Genomic DNA, 18999 nt, shown 5'->3' with positions numbered 1-18999 from the left:
TGGCGGAAAACCGCTTCGCACTTTTCCTGGAAATGCTCTGAGTCAGTGGACCGCAGCGTCACCGAGATGGGTGAGCTTGTCCGGATTGCGAACGATGAAGATATCGTTGACGTTTCCGTCGCCGTCATAACCGAAGGAAACGCTGGCGGCGATATCATTTTTGGCCTCGCCCCTGAGCACAATGCCGCGGCCGCCATTGATCTCGGCGATGTCCCAGACATAGTGCGCCCAGTATTCGGTGAGCCGGTCGGCGATGAAGGCAAGGACGGTTTCCTTGCCTGAGAGCACGCCAAGCACGGTCGCCACCTTGCCGCCGCCATCGGCCGTCAGGCGCACGTCGGCGGAGAGCAGGCTCGAAAGGCCGGCGATGTTGCCGCCGTGGATTGCCGCATGGAACGCCGACAGCAGTTCGTCCTGCCGCTCGCGCGGCGTCTGGTGGCGGCTCTTCTCCACGCCGATATTGGTCTTGGCGCGCGACACCAGCTTGCGGGCGGCGGCTTCCTGCATATCAAGCGTTTCGGCGACCTCCTCATAGGGCTGGCCGAAGATCTCGTGCAGCAGATAAGCGGCGCGCTCCTTCGGCGTCAGCCGCTCCAGCATCAAAAGGAAGGCGGTGGTGAGCGACGAGGTCAGCGCCAGCCTCTCCTCGGCATTGTCGTCGCTTGCCGTATGGATCGGCTCGGGCAGCCAGGCGCCGACATAATTGACGCGCTTGCGGTGCGCCGCCTTCAAAAGGTCGAGGCATCGGCGGGTGCAGGCGGTCGTCAGCCAGGCAGCCGGGGTCTCGATCGCCCCTTGATCGACCTCCTGCCACTTGACGAAGGTGTCCTGCACCGCGTCTTCCGCATCTGCGCGCGAACCAAGGATCCGGTAGGCGAGGCCGAGAAGGCGCGGGCGGGCCGCTTCGAAGATATCGATACTGTTCATGCCATTCATCTCTGCGCCTCTGATACGGTTCAAACGGCGGACTGCCGCGATCGTTGATCACGACCATCTGACGATCGGCATGGCGCAGCTGTGACGTCGTCTTGAAAATTTTCTCAGATTTTTGGTGGGTAGGTGTGCTCTTCGCCGCGGAAGTCGGTGACGGTGTAGCATCCGCCGCCGTCGGCTGCGATCGACGCCGAACTGATCACGGCCTTGCCGTGGCCGCCGGGAATGTCGAGGATATAGGCCGGCTGGCAGAGGCCGGAGACCCGGCCGCGCAGCGACGCGACGAGCGCCTGGCCTTCCTCGATCGACAGCCGGAAATGGCTGGTGCCGGGTGCGAGATCCGGATGATGAAGGTAATAGGGCTTGATCCGGGTTTCGACGAAAGCGCGCATCAGGCTGGCCAGCACGTCCGCATCGTCGTTGACGCCCTTCAAAAGCACCGACTGGCTGACCATGACGACGCCGGCATCGATCAGCCGGGCCGAGGCGTCGCGCGCTTCCGGCGTCAGTTCACGCGGATGGTTGGCGTGCAGCGCCACATAGGTCGCCTTGCCACTCGCCTTCAGCGCCGCAACAAGATCGGCATTGATGCGCTCGGGCTCGACCACCGGCACGCGGGTGTGGAAACGCACGATCTTGACGTGGGCAATCGGCTTCAACCGCTCCATGATTTCGGCAAGCCGGCGCGGCGAAAGCACCAGCGGGTCGCCACCGGTGAGAATGACCTCCCAGATCTCTTCATGCTCGGCGATATAGGCGATCGCCGCGTCGAGTTCTGTTGGTGTCAGCGTGCCCAGTCCCTGCGGGCCGACCATTTCGCGGCGGAAGCAGAAGCGGCAATAGACCGGGCAGACATGCACGGCTTTCAGGAGCACCCGGTCGGGATAGCGATGCACGATACCTGTCACCGGGCTATGCGGCTTGTCGCCGATCGGATCCTCCCGCTCTTCCGGCAGCAGCGTCAGCTCGGCCGCATCGGGCACGAACTGGCGGGCGATTGGATCGTTCGGGTCGTTGCCGTCAATAAGCTTGGCAATCGCCGGGCTGATGGCGACCGCGTAGCGCTCGGCAACGCGCGAAACGGCGTCCTGCTGCGACGGTTCGACAAGGCCGGCGTCGACGAGTTCTCCGGCCGTCTTGATCGGGCGGTGAACGTTCATGATCCAGTCTCCGCCACCGGTGCCCAATGCACCTGGTCGATGCGGGTCGCACCGGTCGCCAGCATGACCAGCCGGTCGAAGCCGAGCGCGATGCCGCTGGCTTCGGGCATGATCGTCAGCGCTGCCAGAAAGCCCTCGTCGAGCGGATAGGTCTCGCCATAGACGCGGGCTTTCTCCGCCATCTCCATCTCGAAACGGCGGCGCTGTTCGGCCGCGTCGGTCAGTTCACCGAAGGCATTGGCGAGTTCGACACCGCAGGCATAGAGCTCGAAGCGTTCGGCGACGCGGCGGTCGCGCGCCGTGGGTCGGGCGAGGGCTGCCTCGGCCACCGGATATTCGTCGAGGATCGTGGCGCGACCGAAGCCGAGATGCGGTTCGATCTTTTCGACAAGCACGCGGCTGAAGAGATCCGCCCAGGTGTCGTCGGCGGCAACGCGCAACCCAACCGCTGCCATTGCGCTAGCCAGTGTGTCCCGGTCGGTTTCACCATCGGACGCGATTGAAGCGAGCAGGTCGATGTTGGCAAATCGCTCGAAGGCCTCGGCCACTGCCAGGCGTTCCGGCTCGGCGAAGGGGTCGCAGGTGCGGCCCTGGAAAGTGAACTGGCGCACATCCGTCGTCCGCGCCGCGAGCGCCAGGATCTCGGCACAGTCGTGCATCAGCGTCTCGTAGGTCTCGCCGGCCCGGTACCATTCGAGCATCGTGAATTCGGGATGATGCAGCGGCCCGCGCTCGCGGTTGCGGTAGACATGGGCAAAGCAGGCGATGCGTTTCTCGCCGGCGGCGAGCAGCTTCTTGCAGGCAAATTCCGGCGACGTGTGCAGATAGAGCGGATGGATGGAGCCGTCATGGTTGAGCGCCTGTGTGGCAAACGCGTGCAGATGAGCCTCGTTGCCGGGCGAAATCTGCAACGTCGCGGTGTCGACTTCGATGAAGTCGCGCTCGTCGAAGAACCGGCGCAAAGCCGACTGGATCCGGTTGCGTCCGAGAAGAAACGGACGCCGGTCGGCATGGACATCAGGCGTCCACCAGGGTGAGGCATGCGACATGGTCGTTCGGTCCAGGCTTTCTTCGCGCCCCAGGGCTTTCTTCGCGCCAATGCCGGCGCAGGCTGGCTATTTGCACGAAATTAGGGTAGTGGCGGCGCGATATCATATTTTCGCGTCTTTCGGGGCCGGCTTTCCCGGCGCGCCGTGTCGCGCATACCTCTGTTACAAGGAAGACTAATGGTCAAGGTCATCGCTTCATCTGTCCGCAAGGGCAACGTTCTCGACGTTGACGGCAAGCTCTATGTCGTTCTGACCGCGCAGAACTTCCACCCGGGCAAGGGCACGCCGGTCACCCAGGTCGACATGCGCCGCATTTCCGACGGCGTGAAGGTTTCCGAGCGCTACCGTACGACCGAGCAGGTCGAGCGTGCCTTCGTCGAAGACCGCGAGCACACCTTCCTTTATGAAGATGGCGAAGGCTTCCACTTCATGAACCCGGAAAGCTACGACCAGCTGGTCATGACCACCGACGACATCGGCGACCTCAAGGCCTACCTGCAGGAAGGCATGGCCTGCATTCTTTCGATCCACGAAGGCCTGGCGATCGCCATCGACCTGCCGCGCCACGTGACGCTCGAAATCACGGAGACCGAGCCGGTCGTCAAGGGCCAGACGGCGTCGTCGTCCTACAAGCCGGCTATTCTGTCGAACGGCGTTCGCACGCTCGTTCCGCCGCATATCCAGGCCGGTACCCGCGTCATCATCGCGACCGAAGACGGCTCCTATGTCGAGCGCGCCAAGGACTGACACGCTCAGGGATTGACGAACGATCGATCGCTTCCAACGGGGACGGCAGGTTCAACCTGCCGTCCCCGTTGCCGTTTCTACGGCAGGGTTCCTGCCATCGCTAACCTTCGACGTGCGGAATCTGACGCAAATTCAAAGAATTACAGCGTCGTCGATGCGTCATCAATGCCGCGGCGTCGCAAGGCCCAGAAGCTGCGGCAGCGGCTGAGTAAGCAACCGCAAATTTAGGGGGAGCATTTCGAAAAACGGGTGCTAGGATGCCGACGCTACGGCGTTTCTGTCACGAGAGGGTCTGCATGTTTCCATTGTCGCACATGATGAAGTCGTTCATTCGCAAGGGTCGCCTGACGGTGATCGACGCCGATGGCAAGAGGCATGTCTTCTCCGGCGAACCCGGGCCAGAGGTGACGATGCGGCTCACCGACAAGAAGCTCTATCGCAGCCTCGTCTTCAATGCGGAGCTGGCGGCCGGCGAGGCCTACATGGACGGCACCATGCGCTTCGAGGAAGGCTCGACGCTCAAGGATTTCCTGACGCTGTTTTCGATCAACCGGCTATCGCTCGGCTCCTACCCGATCCAGAAGGTGCTGCGCGCGGTCAAGATGCGCTTCCGCAAGCGCCAACAGGCCAATCCCAAGGGCAAGGCGCAGGAGAACGTCGCCCATCACTATGATCTTGGCAACGACTTCTACAAGTTGTTCCTCGACGAGAACATGCTCTATTCCTGCGCCTACTTCCGCGAGCCGGACGAAAGCCTGGAAAAGGCCCAGCGCAACAAGCTGCGCCTGCTTGCCTCCAAGCTCTGCCTGGAGCCGGGCATGAAGGTGCTCGATATCGGTTCCGGCTGGGGCGATCTGGCAATGTACCTGGCCAAGCTCGAAAACGTCGAGGTGCTGGGCGTGACGCTGTCGAAGGAGCAGCAGGCGCTGGCGACCCAAAGGGCCAAGGCCGCAGGGCTTGCCGACCGCGTTCGCTTCGAACTCAAGGACTATCGCGATGTTCAGGGGCCATTCGATCGTATTGTTTCCGTCGGCATGTTCGAGCATGTCGGCGTGCATCACTACGACGAGTTCTTCAAGAAGCTCAATGCTTTGATGCCGGATGACGGCGTGGCCGTGCTGCATTCGATCGGTCACATGAGCCCGCCGGGCATGGCGAGCGCGTGGCTGCGCAAGTACATCTTCCCCGGCGCCTATTCGCCGGCACTGTCCGAGGTTTTTGACGTCGTCGAGCGCAACAGCCTCTGGGTCTCCGATCTCGAATTCCTGCGGGTGCATTATGCAACGACGCTGGCGCATTGGGGCGCGCGCTTCGAGGCCAACCGTGACAAGGTGATCGCGATGTATGACGAGCGCTTTGCCCGCATGTGGGAGTTCTATCTGATCAGCGCCGAAATGATGTTTCGCACCGGCAGCCAGCTCGTCTTCCACATGCAGCTGTCGCGCTCGCGCGACGCCGCGCCGATCGTGCGCGATTACATCACCGACCGCCAGCGCGACTTCATCGCTCGCGAGCAGGCGCTCGACCTTAACATCTGACCGGTTTTCCCGCCTGTCAGTCTCCGTTCCAGCGCAGTCGCTTGTAGTCGAAGCCGAATTCGAGCGTCGGTTTGACGATCGAAAAGAACGGCGAGAGATCGAAGTCTCGCGGCGTATAGAGCGAGTAGTGGCGGATATGCAGGATTTCTTCGCGCGAATAGGTCGAGGTGGCCGATGCCCGACCGGGTGCACGCGTGACCTCCGGCAAAATAGGGTAACGGATCTGCTCGAAGGCTTCGGCAATCAGCGTCGAGCAGATCGCCCGCGTCGGATCGCCGGATCCAAGCGCCAGCAGGCGTCGTCGCCAACGCACCGGCACCGGCGGTGCCGGCATGAAATAGCGCAGCATGTCGAGAATGTTCTTCAGGTCGTACTTCATGCCGAGCCGGGAGATCATGAAGCCGACCAGCGCGGAGCGGTCGTCGGGCGTCAGCGCCACCGGTCGGCAGATGCGCGTGTTGAACGACGCATATTTCTTCAAAGGCACGGCGACGCAGCCTTCGCCGATATTCACTTCGATCAGTTGTGGCCTTTCGATGGCCGGCAGGGTTGCCTGGTCGAGCGTCAGCGGCATCTGGTCGCCGGCAAAAAACGCCGCGTGCGACCAGGTCGACTGGGTCAGATACTTGATCGCAGCGGAAACCTTCTGGTTGCCCTCGATCAACAGGACGTCGCCCGGGCGTAGCGTGCGTGCCAGCGTTTCCTGGTCGGATGGCGTGTAGGGTTCATAGCCGAGCGTCTGCGTCTGCAGCCGGGCGGCCATACGGGCGCCAAGCCGGTCCAGAAACGTATCCTTGCTTTCGGAAAGCGGGTAGATGGTCTTCATGGAGGCGATTGCTCCAGCGACGGGAGGGGGTTTCGCATGCACGTATATGGTGGCCGAGCCGCGACACTCTGTCGAGTGATTGTCGCGTGATTGCATGGCTTTGGCCTTGACGCACATTCTCGGGGTTTCTATTTTAGAATAATTCTAAAGAAGGCTTTCGTCGATGTTCTCCCGTCTCTTCTCCCGCTCCAAACGTCCGTTTCTCTCCCTCAACGAACAGGAAATCCTGGCGCTGGCGATTTCCTCCGAGGAGGATGATGGCCGCATCTATCTCGCCTATGCCGATGCGCTCAGAGAAAAATATCCGCACTCGGCAAAAGTGTTCGAGGAGATGGCTGAGGAAGAGAGCCATCATCGCCAATGGCTGATCGACATGCATGTCCAGCGTTTCGGCAACCGCATCCCGCTTATCCGCCGCGAGCATGTTCGCGACTTTCCCGATCGCAAGCCCGACTGGCTGATCGGAGAAATGCCGATCGAAAAGGCGCGTGCGGAAGCCGAGGCAATGGAGGAGACTGCGCATCGTTTCTATGTCGAGGCGGCAGCGCGCACCCAGGATGCGGCGACACGCAAGCTGCTGGGGGATCTGGCGATCGCGGAAAAAACGCATGAATCGCTCGCGCGCAGGCTGGGCGAAAAGCACACGCCGGACGACGTGCGCGAGGAGGAGGATCAGACCGCCCGCCGACAGTTCATCCTGACTTACGTTCAGCCGGGGCTGGCGGGATTGATGGATGGTTCGGTCTCGACGCTGGCGCCGATCTTCGCGGCGGCCTTCGCGACCCAGGATACCTGGCAGACTTTCCTCGTCGGCCTGTCGGCTTCGGTCGGTGCCGGTATTTCCATGGGCTTCACCGAGGCGGCCCATGACGACGGCAAGCTTTCCGGACGCGGTTCGCCGATCAAGCGGGGTCTTGCCTCGGGCATCATGACCGCGCTCGGCGGTCTCGGCCACGCGCTGCCCTACCTCATTCCACATTTCTGGACGGCGACCATCACGGCGGCAGTCGTGGTCTTCTTCGAACTCTGGGCCATCGCCTTCATTCAGAACCGCTACATGGAAACGCCGTTCCTGCGTGCCGCATTCCAGGTTGTGCTGGGCGGCGGCCTGGTACTGGCCGCGGGCATCCTGATCGGCAACGCCTGATCAGGCACCGGCTTGAAACGAAAAAGGGCCGGTTCGACCGGCCCTTCTCATGAAACTTTTTTGGATCGTATCAGTTGCCGACCGAGCCGACGACCACTTCCGCGCCATTGTCGATGGTCACCCAGCGACCGCTGTTGAACGAAGCCTGACGCTTGAGATAGCGGTAGGGCGTCTGGGTCCAGAGCTTCACGCCGTTTTCAAGGTTGTCGAGGACGAAGTCGCCCTGGGCGGTGCGCACGGTCAGAACCGCGTGGCCTTCGCCATCGGGCTTGCGAACGACGGTGATCAGCAGTTCGCTTGCGGAAAAGCCCTTGCGCATCAGGCGCTTGCGCTTTTCGAGGACGAAGTCCTCGCAATCGCCGGCGTCCTGCGGATAAGCCCAGACTTCATCCCTGCCGAAGAGTTCCTGATCGGTTACCGGCGTGATCTCACGGTTCACGGAAGCGTTGACCTGACGGATCGTCGCCCAGCCGCGTTCGGTGACACGCGGTGCCAGGGTCGCCTTCGACTTGACGCTGCATTCGCCCTTGTGCTTCTGGCAGAACTCGTAATGTCCGATCGGCTGCGAAGTAACCGAGCCGGTCTGCATCCAAGGAGAGGATCCCGCCTGTGCGGGAATTGCCGTGTTTGCTGAAATGAAAAGTGCGCAAAACGCCGCGATACTTCCCTTAACTCCAGTCCAAGACGCCATTCATGTCCCCTGCGTAACGCGGTATGCCGAACTCTTCATGTTCGGACGTATTCGCGCAATCCTGAGTTGCGGGCAGCTTGTTCAGGTCTTCCGCCTCACGCTGCTCTAATCGTTAATAAAGAGTTAATAGCGTTGGAGACGGAGAGTCAATCTACTGATTCGGGCATTGGACTTTATGGTTAAAGCCGCCGTCGAAATGCAGCGCAAAGCCATGCGCAGCAGGCGGTCTGCAGCGCATGGCCTCGAAGATCAGGGGTAAAAGGGGCGTCGTGCGCCGGCCTGACGGCTTAAGCCGAAGGCAGCATATTGCCGATCGCCTGCTTCATTTTAGCAATGTCTTCCTCGCGCGAAAGACGATGGTCGCCGTCGCGGATCAGCGTCATGACGACGTCGTCGGCGGGCAGGTGCTCCATCAGTTTCAGCGCGTGGCCGTAGGGCACATCCGGGTCGCGCATGCCCTGGAGGATGTGAACCGGGCAGCCGGTGGTGATCGTGCCGACGAGCACGCGGTTGTCGCGGCCATCCTCGATCAGGGCGCGCGTATAGATGTTGGGCTCGGGACTGTATTCGGACGGTTCCTCGAAATAGCCGCGCTCTTCAAGCGAGCGCTGCTCCGTCTCCGTCAGGTTGGGCTCGATGAGGTCGGCGGTAAAGTCGGGGGCAGGGGCGATCAGCACCAGGCCGGCGACGCGCTCGCCCATGCCGCGCTGACGCAGTTCCTGGATCAGCCTGAGCGCGATCCAGCCGCCCATCGACGAGCCGATCAGGATCAAGCGTTGCTCGGGCGCGGAATGTTCGACCACGGCAAGGCTCTCTTCCAGCCAGCGCGAGATCGTGCCGTCCTTGAACGCTCCGCCCGAGGCGCCATGGCCGGAATAGTCGAAGCGGATGCAGTCGGTTGCACGGTCTTTCGCCAGGCACTCGACCTCCACGGCCTTCGTGCCCGTCATGTCGGAACGGTAGCCGCCGAGCCATACGAGAGCCGGCCTTTCGGAGGGCTTTTGCGCGCGCAGAATCCGCATGGCGATGCGTCGACGGGCGGCATCCTTGCCAACCTCGATGAAGGTCGTTTCGGTTTCAGCTGTCGTCGATTGCATGTCAATTCTCTCCAAATGCCCGGATTGGCGGCGAATTTCTTTCTAAAACAGATTCGTCTTGGCTTCGACAGGTGGTGATTTTCCCTGCAAGCCATGCTATTGACTCTCGCGTCGCAATTCACACATTGCCGTCGGCGGCAGATTGAAGCATTTCGGCCAAGGCCGCGCCGACAATAATTGAACCGCATTTCGGAAACAGCTCGAGGAGAGTACGACCATTCGCAGACCGTTCAAAACGGACGCCCCCGTCAAGGAGGGACCGCGCTCAAACAAGGAAATCCGGGTACCCCGGGTTCAGCTTATCGATGCCGAAGGCCAGAATATCGGTGCCGTCCCGATCGACCAGGCGCTCCGCATGGCGGAAGAGGCCGGTCTTGATCTGGTAGAGATCGCGCCGAACTCCGAGCCGCCGGTGTGCAAGATCCTCGATCTCGGCAAGCTGAAATACGCCAACCAGAAGAAGGCGGCCGAAGCGCGCAAGAAGCAGAAGATCGTCGAGATCAAAGAGATCAAGATGCGTCCCAACATCGACACGCACGACTATGAAGTGAAGATGCGGGCGATGAATCGATTCTTCGAAGAAGGCGACAAGGTCAAGGTGACCCTGAAGTTCCGTGGCCGCGAAATGGCGCACCAGGAACTCGGCATGAAGCTCTTGCTTCAGGTCAAGGACGACACCCAGACGATCGCCAAGGTCGAAGCCGAGCCGAAGCTCGAAGGCCGCCAGATGATGATGGTCCTCGCTCCGCGTTGACCGCCGCTGACGGACGGATCGTCCGCGCAACGTATCAGGTAGGAAGCCGCCCTTGGGGCGGCTTTTTGCGTTTGAGCGCATCCCGACTTCTTGGGCGATCTCCAACGACGTCAATCTCGACGCCTTGCTGACAGAATGCTGACAGCCGGCCTCAGCGAGCTGTCAGTGGCGGCATGGCATTCTCTCCTCATCGAAATCAGGAGAAGGACGAAAATCATGTACGTCACGCTTCGAAAAGCTTTGCTTGTGTCCACCATGGGCGTTTGCGGCCTTGTCTCGGCGCCTGTCGGGTTCTCGCTGGTGGCCACCGGTCCGGCGCATCCGTTTGCCATGTCCGCACTTGCCAGCGGCGACGACGACAACAGCGGTCGTGGCGGCAGCGATGATCGTGGCGGCGACGACCGGGATGACAATGACGATCACGGCGGCAACAGCGGCCGCGGCAGCGATCATGATGACAACGACAACGACAACGACAACGATGATGACAACGATCATCGCGGCCGGAACGGCCATGACAATGACGACAATGATGACGACGACCGGGACGACGATCGCGACAATGACCGCGACGACCGCGATGAAGTCACGCTCAATGTTTCCGAGGGCAGCCTGCGCGGACTGCGCGACGGCTCATTGGTTGCAGTCGACAATCTCGGCCGTGCGCTTGAGGTCGAAGTCGAGTTCGAACATGGTCTGCGCGTGGTGACGGTCAAACCGCATGGTGGCGATGCCCGCCGCAATCCGGGTCCCATTACCAGCGTTTCGATCCTGCCGGCTTCGGCTCGCTGATCTGAACAACGAATGTCCGGTGCATCCGCCCCCGTAGTGCACCGGAATGATGGGCTCGTTCCGCTTAACGCCCGCCCAGCGGATTGGCCCAAGGAACGCTTGACCCCCTGCGCCGGAACCGACGCAGGGGGTCAAGCGCTTTTCCATGTCTGGCTCCAGGCACCGGGCCTCTTGCGCTCGGCAGCACAGGGGATCAGTCTGAGGCCTGATGAGCGAGGGGATTTGACAAGCGCATGGGGGGAATGCGCCTTGAGGTTAAGGGACGCCGGACGATGTCGGGAAGGGCGCGGCGCTTTTCGCAAGGCTTGAAAATGTGGAACTGGACGAAACCATGCCGATGACGCGACGAAATCTGATTGCGATGGTCTGCTGCTCGTTGCTGCTGTCGCTTGCGCCGCAGGTGGGAGGCATTTCTGCCTTTGCCAAGGACGGCCGCGATGATGACGACAACAGCGGCAGCGGCAGCAGCGGTTCCGGCGGACACGGCGGCGATGATTCCGACGACGACCGCAGCGGTCGCGGCGGCGGCGATGACGACGACGACAACAGCGGGCCTGGCGGCGGCGGCGACGACAAGGACGACGCTGACGACGACGGCAATTCCGGCAGCGGTCGGCGCAGCGATCAGGAGCGGGCTCGCGATGGTGTCGAGAAGGGGCGCATCCTGGCGCTGAAGGATGTGCTGCGGCTCGTCGACGAAGACAAATATGGTGCGGTCATCGCTGTGGATCTGAGGAACAATGGCGAAGTCTACCGGCTGCGCACGCGCGACCGGCAGGGCACCATCCGAAATCTGCGCATCAATGCGCGCACGGGCAAATTCATGAACATATTCGGATTCTGAGGACAGAATGCGTATTCTTCTGGCGGAGGACGATCACAACATCGCCACCCATGTGGTGACGAAGCTGGAGGCCGAAGGTTACGGCGTCGATACGCTGGCCAACGGTCCCGACGTGTGGGAGCAAGGCGAAAACGGCACCTATGCCGCGATCATTCTCGATCTGGGCCTGCCCGGTATGGATGGCCTGTCGATCCTCAAGCGCTGGCGCAAGGCAGGGCTGGAAACGCCAGTGCTGGTGCTGACGGCGCGCGGCTCCTGGATGGAGCGGGTCGACGGTTTCGACGCCGGGGCCGACGACTATCTGCCAAAGCCGTTTCGGGCCGAAGAACTGGTCGCGAGATTGCGTGCGCTGCTCAGACGCGGCGGTCCGCGGCTGCAGTCCGTGCGCTCCGCCGGGCGTTTCACCCTTGATGAAACGACGCGCCGGGTCACATTCGACGGTCAGGTTCTGGAGTTGAGCCCGCTCGAGTACCGCATGATCGCGCTGTTCATGGAGCGCAAGGGCCAGGTTTTGACGCAGCTCGAACTGGCAAGTCATGTGCAGGGTCGAGAGGACGACGCAGCCAAGAATGCGGTCGAGGCGATGATCGCGCGGCTGCGCAAGAAGACCGAGAGTTCGGCGATCGAGACGCGGCGCGGCTTCGGTTACCTGCTGCCGGACGACGGCATATGATCCGTTCGCTTCGGCTGCGACTGGCGATCGGCGCACTGATTGCCGTCGGCGTGGTGCTGCTGGTGGTCTGGTTCTCGCTCTCGCGCCTTTTTACCGATTATGTCGTTGGCCGCTACCGCGCGGAAATGATGACAACCATCGATACAATTGCCGCCCAGGTGGTCGTCAGGGACGGCGAACTCGCTTTGCCGCGCGAGCCGGCGGATCCGCGTTTTTCGCTGCCGGCCGGCGGCCGCTACTGGCAGCTCACGCCGCAGACCGGCACCTCCATCCGATCCCGCTCCCTTTGGGATACGGTCATCGATACCAAGATGCCCTCCGCCGGCCATTACGAAGGCTTTGTGGAACTCGAAGGTCCTGACGGCGCGCCGATGCTTGTTCATACCCAGACGCTGGCTCTCGGCGATGGTCCCAAAGCCGAGCGCTTTTCCGTTCAGGCCGGATTTGGTCGCCAGGAACTCGACGACGCGCTCGCCTCATTTCACGGGCGGATGCGTCTGATGTTGCTCGCGACCGCCGCAGTGCTTGCCGGAGCTGCTTTCCTGCAGGGTGCACTCGGCCTTGCGCCGCTGCGGAGGCTGCGAGAGCGGGCAGCACTCGTGCGCGCCGGCAGCGAAAGGGACTTCGGTTCGTCCGGCCCGAGCGAGGTCGGGCCCGTTGTCAGCGAGATCAACCTGCTTCTGGCCGAGCGCGAGACGGCGGTCGAGCGTGCGCGTGCCCGCGCCAGCGATCTCGCCCATGGCCTGAAGACGCCGTTGACCGTGCTTGCCCAGCTAGCCGAAAGCCTGCCCGACAACGAACGCCAGCTGGCCTTGCAACAGGTCGATCTCGTGCGCCAGCGTGCCGACCGGCAGCTGCAGGCCGCCCGCATGGGCGTCGAGCGCATGGCGACCACGTCGGTCGCCAGCATGGCGGGCAAGCTCGTCAGCGTGTTGCGGCCGGTCACAGCCGAGCGCGGCATCGTTTGGGAGGTGTTGATCGATCCTGACCTGTCTCTCGATATGGATCCGGCCGACCTGGCGGAATGCCTTGGCAACCTGCTCGACAATGCCGCCAAGTGGGCGCGTTCGCGCATCCGCGTTTCCGCGGCGCGCAACGACGATCGATTGCACATCGTCGTCGGCGACGACGGACCTGGTATCGCCGACGGTGATCGCGAAATGGTGATGCAGCGCGGCGGTCGTGTCGTGGATGGCGAAGCGGGGCAGGTGCCCGGCACCGGGCTCGGCCTTGCCATCAGCGCGGATATCGCCGATGCCTATGGCGCGACGCTGACGCTTGGGCAGTCGCCACTCGGCGGGCTGGAGGCGGCGATGACCTTCGAAGCGGCGGGCGGGCGCAAGCGTCTGCGCGATCCGGTTTGATGCGGCCTGTCGCTTCTGCAACGCTTCTTCGATTCCGCAGTTGCGCTTTTGGGGATGTCCGGGTATAAGCCCCCGTCCGAACGGTCCGGCAGGGCATGCCGTGGCCGTTCTTAACGCTGGAAATGGACCTCGTCTGTCCGTTTCGAATTCTTAAGAAAATGGAGTAGCAAAATGCCCAAGATGAAGACGAAATCGTCTGCCAAGAAGCGGTTCAAGATCACCGCTACCGGCAAGGTTCGTGCAGCTGCTGCTGGCAAGCGCCACGGCATGATCAAGCGTTCCAACAAGTTCATCCGCGACGCACGTGGAACCATGGTTCTCGCGGAGCCCGATGGCAAGAAGGTCATCAAGAACTACCTGCCCAACGGTCTCTAAGACTTTCAGGCATTTTGGACACGTTAAGGAGATCATGACATGGCACGTGTAAAACGCGGCGTAACCGCTCACGCCAAGCACAAGAAGACACTCAAGGCAGCCAAGGGCTTCTACGGCCGCCGCAAGAACACCATCCGCGCTGCAAAGGCTGCGGTTGATCGTTCCAAGCAGTTCGCTTACCGCGACCGCAAGGTCAACAAGCGCAACTTCCGCGCTCTCTGGATCCAGCGCATCAACGCTGCCGTCCGCGAATTCGGCCTGACCTACGGCCGCTTCATCGACGGCCTGAACAAGGCTGGCATCGAAGTCGACCGCAAGGTTCTCTCCGACATGGCTATCCATGAGCCGGCAGCATTCGGCGCCCTCGTCGAAGCTTCCAAGAAGGCACTTGCCTACCTCAAGGAAGCCGGCACGACCAACGAGTTTGAAACCGCTGTTCGTTAAGCCAGCGTTTTCCCAAAACCGTTCTTGAATTTTGTTGGGAAACCCGCGCTGGCAGGGCTAGCGCGGGTTTTTCTTATTCTGCGAGACGAAAGTGCACGACGATCGAAGAGGGCCGCTTGCGGTTCCGCAGCTTGACGACGACGACATGGCGGCTCTGCTGGCAGCACTTGCCGGCGGATCGTCCCGTGTCGAGCACTGCCAGCTCAAGAATCGCGTCGTCTGGATCAAGCGTTACCAGCGCCTCGGGGCCCGTATCGGCCAACGCCTGCAGTGGCTCGCCTCTCGGCTGACCGGCGTCACCATTCTTCGTCCGGCCCCACTTCTCGATCCGCAGGGCATGCTCGACCGCGAGGTCCGGCAGATCAACGCTTTCTCCGCCGCCGGCTTCAAGACGCCGCAAATCCTCTATCGCGGCACGACGGCGCTGGTGCTTTCGCATCTCGGCCTGCCGGTCAGCAAGCAGATGGGCGCCTTGCGCGACAAGGACGCCGATGGCCACGATGCGCTCCTGGTGCGCTGTGCTGCCGAACTCGGCCGGCTGCACGCCGCAGGCCTCTGCCACGGCCGTCCGCATCCGCGTGATTTCATCATCGACGACGGCGCGTTCTGCTTCCTCGATTTCGAGGAAGAGCCGGCGGCGGTCATGCCGCTCGCAATGGCACAGGCGCGCGATGTCTGGCTCTTGTTCCTGCAGATCGCAAGCCGCGCGCTGAAGCCGGAAACCCCGGACCGCGCCTTTGCCGCCTGGAAGCTTGCCGCACCGGCGGAAACGGCGGTCGCTCTCTCGCAGATCATGCCGTTTTTCGCGCGACTGCTGCCGCTGGCGCGCTTCCTCCTGCGCATCCAGAACGGCCAGGACCTCGTGCGCTTCGTGGCCGCGACGGACTACCTGACGAGTGCGACGCAATCATAATCCTGAAGACAACGACATAGAACCGAACCCATTCCCGCATCGAGGCAGGACAGAATGAGCGAACTGGAAACACTGGAACGGACACTGCTGGCGGACATCGACGCCGCCGGCGACGAGGGATCGATCGAGGCGGTGCGCGTTGGCGCGCTCGGCAAGAAGGGCTCGATCTCCGAGCTCCTGAAGACGCTCGGCACGATGACGCCGGAAGAACGCCAGACCCGTGGCGCCCAGATCAATGCGCTGAAGACCACGGTCGCAGACGCGATTGCCGCCCGCAAGTCGGCGCTGAAGGACCTGGCGATCGCCGAGCGCCTTGCCCGCGAAACCGTCGATATCAGCCTGCCGGTGCGCTCGTCGCCGGCCGAGCGTGGGCGGATCCATCCGATCAGCCAGATCGTCGACGAAATCACCGCGATCTTCGGCGACATGGGCTTCTCGATCGCCGAAGGTCCAGATATCGAGACCGATTACTACAACTTCACTGCACTGAACTTCCCGGAGGGCCACCCGGCCCGCGAGATGCACGACACCTTCTTCTTCAATGAAGACGACAAGGGCGAGCGCAAGGTGCTGCGCACGCACACCTCGCCGGTGCAGATCCGCACGATGGAAGCGCAGGACCCGCCGATCCGCATCATCATCCCCGGCAAGACCTATCGCCAGGATTCCGACGCCACCCACTCGCCGATGTTCCATCAGGTCGAAGGCCTTGTCGTCGACAAGTCGGCGAACGTTGCCAACATGCGCTGGGTGCTGGAAGAGTTCTGCAAGGCCTTCTTCGAGGTCGACCAGGTGACGATGCGCTTCCGCCCGTCGTTCTTCCCGTTCACCGAACCGTCCTTCGAAGTCGACATCCAGTGCGACCGCTCCGGCCCGATCGTCAAGTTCGGCGAAGGCACCGACTGGATGGAGATCCTCGGCTGCGGCATGGTTCATCCGAACGTGCTGCGCTCCGGCGGCCTCGATCCGGACGAGTACCAGGGCTTTGCCTGGGGCATGGGCCTCGACCGCATCGCCATGCTGAAATACGGCATGCCGGACCTGCGTGACTTCTTCAACGCCGATGTCCGCTGGATGAATCATTACGGCTTCCGCCCGCTCGACATGCCGACGTTGTTCGGCGGCCTTTCGGCGTGATCGCGCAAAATTAGGACACAGGTGAAATCATGAAATTCACGCTTTCCTGGCTCAAGGACCACCTTGAAACCGACGCTTCGCTGGAAGCGATCTGCGCGCGCCTGACGATGATCGGGCTCGAGGTCGAGGACGTCGATGACAAGGCCGCCTTCAAGCCGTTCGTCATCGCCAAGGTCGTTTCCGCCGAGCAGCATCCGAATGCCGACAAGCTCCGGGTGCTGATGGTCGATACGGGAACGGGTGCACCGGTTCAGGTCGTCTGCGGCGCGCCGAACGCGCGTACCGGTCTGGTCGGCGCCTTCGCGGCGGCCGGCACATACGTCCCGGGCATCGACGTCACGCTCTCCGTCGGCAACATCCGCGGCGTCGAAAGCCACGGCATGATGTGCTCGGAAAAAGAGCTGGAGATCTCCGACGACCATAACGGCATCATCGATCTGCCCGTTGATGCGCCCGTCGGCACGAGCTACGCCGCCTATGCCGGCCTCGACGATCCGATGATCGAGATCAACCTGACGCCGAACCGCCCGGATTGCACCAGCGTCTACGGCATCGCCCGCGACCTTGCCGCCTCCGGCCTCGGTACGCTGAAGGCCCGCCCGGCACCGGCCCTTGCCGTCGAAGGCGAAACGACGACCAAGCTGACGATCGACCTTGGCGACGACCGCCACCTTTGCCCGGGCTTCGGCCTCAGGCTGGTGCGCGGCGTCAAGAACGGTCCGTCGCCGAAGTGGATGCAGCAGCGGCTGCTGTCGATCGGTCTGCGTCCGATCAACGCGCTGGTCGACATCACCAACTACATGACCTTCGACCAGGGCCGGCCGATGCACGTCTTCGACGCGGCCAAGGTCCAGGGCAACCTGACTGTGCGACGTGCCAAGGACGGCGAGACCGTGCTTGCGCTCGACCAGCGCGAATACAAGCTCGGCCCGAACAACGTCGTCATATCAGACGAAAAGGGCATCGAGTCGATCGGCGGCATCATGGGCGGCGAACACTCCGGCTGCGATGAGAACACCACCGACGTCCTGATTGAATCGGCGCTCTGGGATCCGATGAACATCGCCAAGTCCGGCCGCACGCTCGGCATCATCACCGATGCGCGCTACCGCTTCGAGCGTGGTGTCGACCCGGAATACATGGTGCCCGGTCTCGAGCGCACCACCGAGTTGGTTGTCGAACTCTGCGGCGGCAAGCCCGCCAAGGCCGAGGTCGTCGGCTATGCGGGCTATACCGCGAAGATCGTCGACTTCCCGATGTCCGAGGTCAAGCGCCTGACGGGCCTCGAAGTGTCGTCTGAAGAGAGTGTGACGATCCTGACGAAGCTTGGCTTTAGCGTCGAGGGATCGGGCGAGCGCGTCAACGTCTCGGTTCCGTCCTGGCGCCCTGACGTCGACGGCAAGGCCGATCTGGTCGAAGAGGTCATGCGCATCCACGGCGTCGACAACATCGTCGCAGCCCCCCTGCCGAGCCATGGCACCGTCAACGGCAAGATCCTGACGACGCTGCAGATCCGCACCCGCCTTGCCAAGCGCTCGCTTGCGAGCCGCGGCATGCTGGAAGCCGTCACCTGGTCGTTCATCTCCGAGGATCAGGCTAGGCTATTCGGCGGCGGTTCGCCGGCCCTGAAGCTTGCCAACCCGATTGCGGCCGATATGTCCGACATGCGTCCGTCGCTGTTGCCGGGTCTCCTGTCGGCGGCGCAGCGCAATGCCGACAAGGGCTTTGGCGACGTTGCGCTCTTCGAAGTCTCCGGCACCTACGAGGGCGATGGCCCGGACCAGCAGCGCCGTGTTGCCGGCGGCGTGCGCCGTGGCACCGCATCGCTCAACGGCGCCGGTCGTCTCTGGTCGAATGCCACCAAGGGCGGCGGCAAGCCGGTCGACGTCTTCGACGCCAAGGCCGATGCGATCGCCGTCTTGGAAGCTTGCGGCGTGCCGATGGGCAATGTCCAGTTCGAAGCCGGTGGCCCCGCCTGGTATCATCCCGGCCGCTCCGGCACGATCAAGCTCGGCCCGAAGATCGTGCTCGGCACCTTCGGCGAATTCCACCCGAAGACGCTCGAGGCGCTCGACGTTTCCGGCGCGCTCTGCGGCTTCGAGATCTATGTCGACGCCATGCCGGAACCAAAGAAGAAGGCGACCCGCACCAAGCCGGCGCTCGATCTTTCGCCCTTCCAGGCCGTCAAGCGCGACTTCGCCTTCGTCGTCGACAAGGGCGTGGAGGCAGGCGCCATCCTGCGCGCGGCCTCCGGTGCCGACCGCAAGCTGGTGACCGGCGTCAGCGTCTTCGACGTGTTCGAGGGGGCGTCGCTCGGCGAAGGCAAGAAGTCGATCGCCATCGAAGTAACGATCCAGCCTGTCGAGCGAACGCTGACCGACGAGGATTTCGAGGCGCTGACGGCCAAGATCGTCGCCAACGTCACCAAGACGACCGGCGGCGTGTTGCGCGCCTGAAAACGGCTCGTTCCATGATCATTGCAAAGGCCGCTGCTCGCAGCGGCCTTTTTCATATG

At 62.5% G+C, this 18999-nt stretch carries 19 protein-coding genes; 13 read left to right on the top strand and 6 right to left on the bottom strand.

The window, feature by feature from the left end; all coding sequences use genetic code 11:
* Positions 1-42: 42 nt before the first annotated feature.
* From sigJ to epmA, 3 genes are all read right to left on the bottom strand, one after another.
* The gene (gene sigJ, locus BLJAPNOD_RS01935; protein ID WP_244610864.1) at positions 43-927 is read right to left on the bottom strand and encodes an RNA polymerase sigma factor SigJ; all 885 of its coding nucleotides are present in this window, start codon (positions 925-927) and stop codon (positions 43-45) included.
* 113 nt (positions 928-1040) lie between these two features.
* Entirely contained in the window at positions 1041-2093 is a 1053-nt protein-coding gene (locus BLJAPNOD_RS01930) for a lysine-2,3-aminomutase-like protein (protein ID WP_115418731.1), read from the bottom strand.
* Positions 2090-3142, bottom strand: a complete 1053-nt coding sequence (gene epmA, locus BLJAPNOD_RS01925) for an EF-P lysine aminoacylase EpmA (RefSeq protein ID WP_115418730.1) — start codon at positions 3140-3142, stop codon at positions 2090-2092. The genes BLJAPNOD_RS01930 and epmA overlap by 4 nt, the downstream gene beginning before the upstream one ends.
* Positions 3143-3319: 177 nt before the next feature.
* Here epmA and efp point away from each other — a divergent pair, with 177 nt between their 5' ends.
* Positions 3320-3889: an elongation factor P gene (gene efp / locus BLJAPNOD_RS01920; protein ID WP_025425543.1), complete on the top strand. Its 570-nt coding sequence runs from the start codon at positions 3320-3322 to the stop codon at positions 3887-3889.
* Positions 3890-4185: 296 nt separating this feature from the next.
* Positions 4186-5427, top strand: a complete 1242-nt coding sequence (locus BLJAPNOD_RS01915; RefSeq protein ID WP_115418729.1) for a cyclopropane-fatty-acyl-phospholipid synthase family protein — start codon at positions 4186-4188, stop codon at positions 5425-5427.
* Between the two features lie 16 nt (positions 5428-5443).
* Here BLJAPNOD_RS01915 and BLJAPNOD_RS01910 read toward each other — a convergent pair whose 3' ends face one another.
* Entirely contained in the window at positions 5444-6253 is an 810-nt protein-coding gene (locus BLJAPNOD_RS01910; protein WP_077503133.1) for a lipo-like protein, read from the bottom strand.
* A gap of 163 nt (positions 6254-6416) precedes the next feature.
* Here BLJAPNOD_RS01910 and mbfA point away from each other — a divergent pair, with 163 nt between their 5' ends.
* Positions 6417-7400, top strand: coding sequence for an iron exporter MbfA (gene mbfA, locus BLJAPNOD_RS01905; protein WP_077503132.1), 984 nt, complete (start codon positions 6417-6419; stop codon positions 7398-7400).
* Between the two features lie 70 nt (positions 7401-7470).
* Here mbfA and BLJAPNOD_RS01900 read toward each other — a convergent pair whose 3' ends face one another.
* Positions 7471-8091 (bottom strand): transglutaminase-like cysteine peptidase, encoded by a 621-nt coding sequence (locus tag BLJAPNOD_RS01900; RefSeq protein WP_115418728.1) that lies wholly within the window; start codon positions 8089-8091, stop codon positions 7471-7473.
* 287 nt (positions 8092-8378) lie between these two features.
* Positions 8379-9188: an alpha/beta hydrolase gene (locus BLJAPNOD_RS01895; RefSeq protein ID WP_115418727.1), complete on the bottom strand. Its 810-nt coding sequence runs from the start codon at positions 9186-9188 to the stop codon at positions 8379-8381.
* Between the two features lie 217 nt (positions 9189-9405).
* Between BLJAPNOD_RS01895 and infC the strand changes: the two genes are divergently transcribed.
* The 10 genes from infC to pheT all read left to right on the top strand — a co-directional run bounded on the left by infC (position 9406) and on the right by pheT (position 18940).
* Positions 9406-9942 carry a translation initiation factor IF-3 gene (gene infC / locus BLJAPNOD_RS01890; RefSeq protein WP_077503129.1) on the top strand — a complete coding sequence of 179 codons (537 nt, stop codon included), beginning with the start codon at positions 9406-9408 and terminating at the stop codon, positions 9940-9942.
* Positions 9943-10158: 216 nt separating this feature from the next.
* Positions 10159-10734, top strand: coding sequence for a hypothetical protein (locus BLJAPNOD_RS01885; RefSeq protein WP_115418726.1), 576 nt, complete (start codon positions 10159-10161; stop codon positions 10732-10734).
* 337 nt (positions 10735-11071) lie between these two features.
* The gene (locus tag BLJAPNOD_RS01880; protein WP_147294515.1) at positions 11072-11578 is read left to right on the top strand and encodes a hypothetical protein; all 507 of its coding nucleotides are present in this window, start codon (positions 11072-11074) and stop codon (positions 11576-11578) included.
* A 7-nt stretch (positions 11579-11585) separates the two neighbouring features.
* Positions 11586-12251, top strand: coding sequence for a response regulator transcription factor (locus BLJAPNOD_RS01875; RefSeq protein ID WP_115418724.1), 666 nt, complete (start codon positions 11586-11588; stop codon positions 12249-12251).
* Complete coding sequence (locus tag BLJAPNOD_RS01870; RefSeq protein WP_115418723.1) at positions 12248-13615, top strand: sensor histidine kinase; 1368 nt, start codon at positions 12248-12250, stop codon at positions 13613-13615. The genes BLJAPNOD_RS01875 and BLJAPNOD_RS01870 overlap by 4 nt, the downstream gene beginning before the upstream one ends.
* A gap of 171 nt (positions 13616-13786) precedes the next feature.
* On the top strand, positions 13787-13990 hold the full coding sequence (gene rpmI, locus BLJAPNOD_RS01865) for a 50S ribosomal protein L35 (RefSeq protein WP_025425550.1): 204 nt from the start codon (positions 13787-13789) through the stop codon (positions 13988-13990).
* A gap of 39 nt (positions 13991-14029) precedes the next feature.
* Positions 14030-14434, top strand: a complete 405-nt coding sequence (gene rplT / locus BLJAPNOD_RS01860; RefSeq protein WP_077503124.1) for a 50S ribosomal protein L20 — start codon at positions 14030-14032, stop codon at positions 14432-14434.
* A gap of 91 nt (positions 14435-14525) precedes the next feature.
* On the top strand, positions 14526-15347 hold the full coding sequence (locus tag BLJAPNOD_RS01855; RefSeq protein ID WP_115418722.1) for a serine/threonine protein phosphatase: 822 nt from the start codon (positions 14526-14528) through the stop codon (positions 15345-15347).
* Between the two features lie 54 nt (positions 15348-15401).
* Positions 15402-16484, top strand: coding sequence for a phenylalanine--tRNA ligase subunit alpha (gene pheS, locus BLJAPNOD_RS01850; RefSeq protein ID WP_115418721.1), 1083 nt, complete (start codon positions 15402-15404; stop codon positions 16482-16484).
* 29 nt (positions 16485-16513) lie between these two features.
* Positions 16514-18940 (top strand): phenylalanine--tRNA ligase subunit beta, encoded by a 2427-nt coding sequence (pheT, locus tag BLJAPNOD_RS01845; protein ID WP_115418720.1) that lies wholly within the window; start codon positions 16514-16516, stop codon positions 18938-18940.
* Positions 18941-18999: the final 59 nt, after the last annotated feature.

The organism is Ensifer sp. M14, from assembly GCF_003355565.1.
GTDB lineage: Bacteria > Pseudomonadota > Alphaproteobacteria > Rhizobiales > Rhizobiaceae > Ensifer.
The sequence above is the reverse complement of the archived record's forward strand: the minus strand, read 5'-3'. Positions and strand labels throughout refer to the sequence as shown.